Here is a 5,627-nt window from a genome sequence, read left to right as displayed (position 1 = left end):
GGAACGAAAAACTCCTTGAATATCAACGAGTTGGACGTTTCAGGTCAGGCTGGAGGTGCTTCGATCGAAAGATCGGCAGCGGTGAAAAAGGTGGTTGACAGCAGGTTGTAACGCTGTAGAATTCGCCTCCCGCTACGAGAGATCGAAGCGAGTCAAGTGTTTGAAGTGAAACGAAAAACTTCAAAATAAACGCTTGACAGACTCTGAGGGAAGCGTAGAATGCGCGCCTCGGTTGAGACGAAAAGTTCTTGACCAACCGCTCTTTAACAACTGAATCAAGCAATTCGTGTGGGTGCTTGTGAGCTCAGACTGATAGTCAGAAAGATTATCAGCATCACAAGTGACTGCACGAAAATCGAAAGATTTGAAAGTAAGTCATTTGAGAATGCTGAGCCAAGTTTAGGGTTTTCTCAAAACCCAAGCAGTATTGAACTGAAGAGTTTGATCATGGCTCAGATTGAACGCTGGCGGCAGGCCTAACACATGCAAGTCGAGCGGATGAGAAGAGCTTGCTCTTCGATTCAGCGGCGGACGGGTGAGTAATACCTAGGAATCTGCCTGGTAGTGGGGGACAACGTTTCGAAAGGAACGCTAATACCGCATACGTCCTACGGGAGAAAGCAGGGGACCTTCGGGCCTTGCGCTATCAGATGAGCCTAGGTCGGATTAGCTAGTTGGTGAGGTAATGGCTCACCAAGGCTACGATCCGTAACTGGTCTGAGAGGATGATCAGTCACACTGGAACTGAGACACGGTCCAGACTCCTACGGGAGGCAGCAGTGGGGAATATTGGACAATGGGCGAAAGCCTGATCCAGCCATGCCGCGTGTGTGAAGAAGGTCTTCGGATTGTAAAGCACTTTAAGTTGGGAGGAAGGGCAGTAAGCGAATACCTTGCTGTTTTGACGTTACCGACAGAATAAGCACCGGCTAACTCTGTGCCAGCAGCCGCGGTAATACAGAGGGTGCAAGCGTTAATCGGAATTACTGGGCGTAAAGCGCGCGTAGGTGGTTCGTTAAGTTGGATGTGAAATCCCCGGGCTCAACCTGGGAACTGCATCCAAAACTGGCGAGCTAGAGTAGGGCAGAGGGTGGTGGAATTTCCTGTGTAGCGGTGAAATGCGTAGATATAGGAAGGAACACCAGTGGCGAAGGCGACCACCTGGGCTCATACTGACACTGAGGTGCGAAAGCGTGGGGAGCAAACAGGATTAGATACCCTGGTAGTCCACGCCGTAAACGATGTCAACTAGCCGTTGGAATCCTTGAGATTTTAGTGGCGCAGCTAACGCATTAAGTTGACCGCCTGGGGAGTACGGCCGCAAGGTTAAAACTCAAATGAATTGACGGGGGCCCGCACAAGCGGTGGAGCATGTGGTTTAATTCGAAGCAACGCGAAGAACCTTACCAGGCCTTGACATCCAATGAACTTTCCAGAGATGGATTGGTGCCTTCGGGAACATTGAGACAGGTGCTGCATGGCTGTCGTCAGCTCGTGTCGTGAGATGTTGGGTTAAGTCCCGTAACGAGCGCAACCCTTGTCCTTAGTTACCAGCACGTTATGGTGGGCACTCTAAGGAGACTGCCGGTGACAAACCGGAGGAAGGTGGGGATGACGTCAAGTCATCATGGCCCTTACGGCCTGGGCTACACACGTGCTACAATGGTCGGTACAGAGGGTCGCCAAGCCGCGAGGTGGAGCTAATCTCACAAAACCGATCGTAGTCCGGATCGCAGTCTGCAACTCGACTGCGTGAAGTCGGAATCGCTAGTAATCGCGAATCAGAATGTCGCGGTGAATACGTTCCCGGGCCTTGTACACACCGCCCGTCACACCATGGGAGTGGGTTGCACCAGAAGTAGCTAGTCTAACCTTCGGGAGGACGGTTACCACGGTGTGATTCATGACTGGGGTGAAGTCGTAACAAGGTAGCCGTAGGGGAACCTGCGGCTGGATCACCTCCTTAATCGACGACATCAGCTGTCTCATAAGCTCCCACACGAATTGCTTGATTCATTGAAGAAGACGATTAGGTTAGCAACCTTCGATTGGGTCTGTAGCTCAGTTGGTTAGAGCGCACCCCTGATAAGGGTGAGGTCGGCAGTTCGAATCTGCCCAGACCCACCAATTTGCTGGGGCCATAGCTCAGCTGGGAGAGCGCCTGCCTTGCACGCAGGAGGTCAGCGGTTCGATCCCGCTTGGCTCCACCACCCCGCTTGCTAGTTTGTCAAAGCTTAGAAATGAATATTCGCGTCGAATATTGATTTCTGAACTTTATCAGAATCGTTCTTTAAAAATTTGGGTATGTGATAGAAAGATAGACTGGACAGCACTTTCACTGGTGTATGTTCAGGCTAAGGTAAAATTTGTGAGTAATTACAAGTTTTCGGCGAATGTTGTCTTCACAGTATAACCAGATTGCTTGGGGTTATATGGTCAAGTGAAGAAGCGCATACGGTGGATGCCTTGGCAGTCAGAGGCGATGAAAGACGTGGTAGCCTGCGATAAGCTTCGGGGAGTCGGCAAACAGACTTTGATCCGGAGATCTCTGAATGGGGGAACCCACCTGGCATAAGTCAGGTATCTTGTACTGAATACATAGGTGCAAGAGGCGAACCAGGGGAACTGAAACATCTAAGTACCCTGAGGAAAAGAAATCAACCGAGATTCCCTTAGTAGTGGCGAGCGAACGGGGACTAGCCCTTAAGTGGCTTTGAGATTAGCGGAACGCTCTGGAAAGTGCGGCCATAGTGGGTGATAGCCCTGTACGCGAAAATCTCTTAGTCATGAAATCGAGTAGGACGGAGCACGAGAAACTTTGTCTGAATATGGGGGGACCATCCTCCAAGGCTAAATACTACTGACTGACCGATAGTGAACCAGTACCGTGAGGGAAAGGCGAAAAGAACCCCGGAGAGGGGAGTGAAATAGATCCTGAAACCGTATGCGTACAAGCAGTGGGAGCCTACTTGTTAGGTGACTGCGTACCTTTTGTATAATGGGTCAGCGACTTATATTCAGTGGCGAGCTTAACCGAATAGGGGAGGCGTAGCGAAAGCGAGTCTTAATAGGGCGTTTAGTCGCTGGGTATAGACCCGAAACCGGGCGATCTATCCATGGGCAGGTTGAAGGTTAGGTAACACTGACTGGAGGACCGAACCGACTACCGTTGAAAAGTTAGCGGATGACCTGTGGATCGGAGTGAAAGGCTAATCAAGCTCGGAGATAGCTGGTTCTCCTCGAAAGCTATTTAGGTAGCGCCTCATGTATCACTGTAGGGGGTAGAGCACTGTTTCGGCTAGGGGGTCATCCCGACTTACCAAACCGATGCAAACTCCGAATACCTACAAGTGCCGAGCATGGGAGACACACGGCGGGTGCTAACGTCCGTCGTGAAAAGGGAAACAACCCAGACCGTCAGCTAAGGTCCCAAAGTTATGGTTAAGTGGGAAACGATGTGGGAAGGCTTAGACAGCTAGGAGGTTGGCTTAGAAGCAGCCACCCTTTAAAGAAAGCGTAATAGCTCACTAGTCGAGTCGGCCTGCGCGGAAGATGTAACGGGGCTCAAACCATACACCGAAGCTACGGGTATCACTTAGGTGATGCGGTAGAGGAGCGTTCTGTAAGCCTGTGAAGGTGAGTTGAGAAGCTTGCTGGAGGTATCAGAAGTGCGAATGCTGACATGAGTAACGACAATGGGAGTGAAAAACTCCCACGCCGAAAGACCAAGGTTTCCTGCGCAACGTTAATCGACGCAGGGTTAGTCGGTCCCTAAGGCGAGGCTGAAAAGCGTAGTCGATGGAAAACAGGTTAATATTCCTGTACTTCTGGTTATTGCGATGGAGGGACGGAGAAGGCTAGGCCAGCTTGGCGTTGGTTGTCCAAGTTTAAGGTGGTAGGCTGAGATCTTAGGTAAATCCGGGATCTTAAGGCCGAGAGCTGATGACGAGTTGCCATTAGGCGACGAAGTGGTTGATGCCATGCTTCCAAGAAAAGCTTCTAAGCTTCAGGTAACCAGGAACCGTACCCCAAACCGACACAGGTGGTTGGGTAGAGAATACCAAGGCGCTTGAGAGAACTCGGGTGAAGGAACTAGGCAAAATGGCACCGTAACTTCGGGAGAAGGTGCGCCGGTGAGGGTGAAGGACTTGCTCCGTAAGCTCATGCCGGTCGAAGATACCAGGCCGCTGCGACTGTTTATTAAAAACACAGCACTCTGCAAACACGAAAGTGGACGTATAGGGTGTGACGCCTGCCCGGTGCCGGAAGGTTAATTGATGGGGTTAGCTAACGCGAAGCTCTTGATCGAAGCCCCGGTAAACGGCGGCCGTAACTATAACGGTCCTAAGGTAGCGAAATTCCTTGTCGGGTAAGTTCCGACCTGCACGAATGGCGTAACGATGGCGGCGCTGTCTCCACCCGAGACTCAGTGAAATTGAAATCGCTGTGAAGATGCAGTGTATCCGCGGCTAGACGGAAAGACCCCGTGAACCTTTACTATAGCTTTGCACTGGACTTTGAATTTGCTTGTGTAGGATAGGTGGGAGGCTTTGAAGCGTGGACGCCAGTCTGCGTGGAGCCATCCTTGAAATACCACCCTGGCAACTTTGAGGTTCTAACTCAGGTCCGTTATCCGGATCGAGGACAGTGTATGGTGGGTAGTTTGACTGGGGCGGTCTCCTCCTAAAGAGTAACGGAGGAGTACGAAGGTGCGCTCAGACCGGTCGGAAATCGGTCGTAGAGTATAAAGGCAAAAGCGCGCTTGACTGCGAGACAGACACGTCGAGCAGGTACGAAAGTAGGTCTTAGTGATCCGGTGGTTCTGTATGGAAGGGCCATCGCTCAACGGATAAAAGGTACTCCGGGGATAACAGGCTGATACCGCCCAAGAGTTCATATCGACGGCGGTGTTTGGCACCTCGATGTCGGCTCATCACATCCTGGGGCTGAAGCCGGTCCCAAGGGTATGGCTGTTCGCCATTTAAAGTGGTACGCGAGCTGGGTTTAGAACGTCGTGAGACAGTTCGGTCCCTATCTGCCGTGGACGTTTGAGATTTGAGAGGGGCTGCTCCTAGTACGAGAGGACCGGAGTGGACGAACCTCTGGTGTTCCGGTTGTCACGCCAGTGGCATTGCCGGGTAGCTATGTTCGGAAGAGATAACCGCTGAAAGCATCTAAGCGGGAAACTTGCCTCAAGATGAGATCTCACTGGAGCCTTGAGCTCCCTGAAGGGCCGTCGAAGACTACGACGTTGATAGGTTGGGTGTGTAAGCGCTGTGAGGCGTTGAGCTAACCAATACTAATTGCCCGTGAGGCTTGACCATATAACACCCAAGCAATTTGCGTCGAACGACCAGATTGCGGTGTTGTGAAGACACAGTAAGCCGAAGATTTGTAACTCACAAACATCACATACCCGATTCGCTGGAGTGTCTGAACAAGGCCTTCTGGCAACAGAATTTCTTGACGACCATAGAGCATTGGAACCACCTGATCCCATCCCGAACTCAGTAGTGAAACGATGCATCGCCGATGGTAGTGTGGGGTTTCCCCATGTGAGAGTAGGTCATCGTCAAGATTAAATTCCGAAACCCCTATCTGCATCTGCAGGTAGGGGTTTTGTCTTT

Annotated in this window: 2 tRNA genes and 3 rRNA genes; all 5 read left to right on the top strand. The window is 51.3% G+C overall.

The annotated features are described in order from the left end of the window. Positions 1-429 precede the first annotated feature (429 nt). The 5 genes from DN387_RS25865 (at position 430) to rrf (ending at position 5,578) form a co-directional block, all read left to right on the top strand. Positions 430-1,966 (top strand): 16S ribosomal RNA (locus DN387_RS25865). A gap of 84 nt (positions 1,967-2,050) precedes the next feature. Further along, positions 2,051-2,127, top strand: a tRNA-Ile gene (locus tag DN387_RS25860). 7 nt (positions 2,128-2,134) lie between these two features. After that, positions 2,135-2,210, top strand: a tRNA-Ala gene (locus tag DN387_RS25855). A 224-nt stretch (positions 2,211-2,434) separates the two neighbouring features. Continuing rightward, positions 2,435-5,324 (top strand): 23S ribosomal RNA (locus DN387_RS25850). Positions 5,325-5,462: 138 nt separating this feature from the next. Beyond that, positions 5,463-5,578 (top strand): 5S ribosomal RNA (rrf, locus tag DN387_RS25845). Together the 16S, 23S and 5S rRNA genes with 2 tRNA genes alongside form the textbook arrangement of a ribosomal RNA operon. Positions 5,579-5,627: the final 49 nt, after the last annotated feature.

It is taken from the genome of Pseudomonas sp. FBF18, assembly GCF_024261405.1.
Classification (GTDB): domain Bacteria; phylum Pseudomonadota; class Gammaproteobacteria; order Pseudomonadales; family Pseudomonadaceae; genus Aquipseudomonas; species Aquipseudomonas palmensis.
Note: the sequence above shows the minus strand (reverse complement) of the source record. Positions and strands in the feature narration are given on the sequence as shown.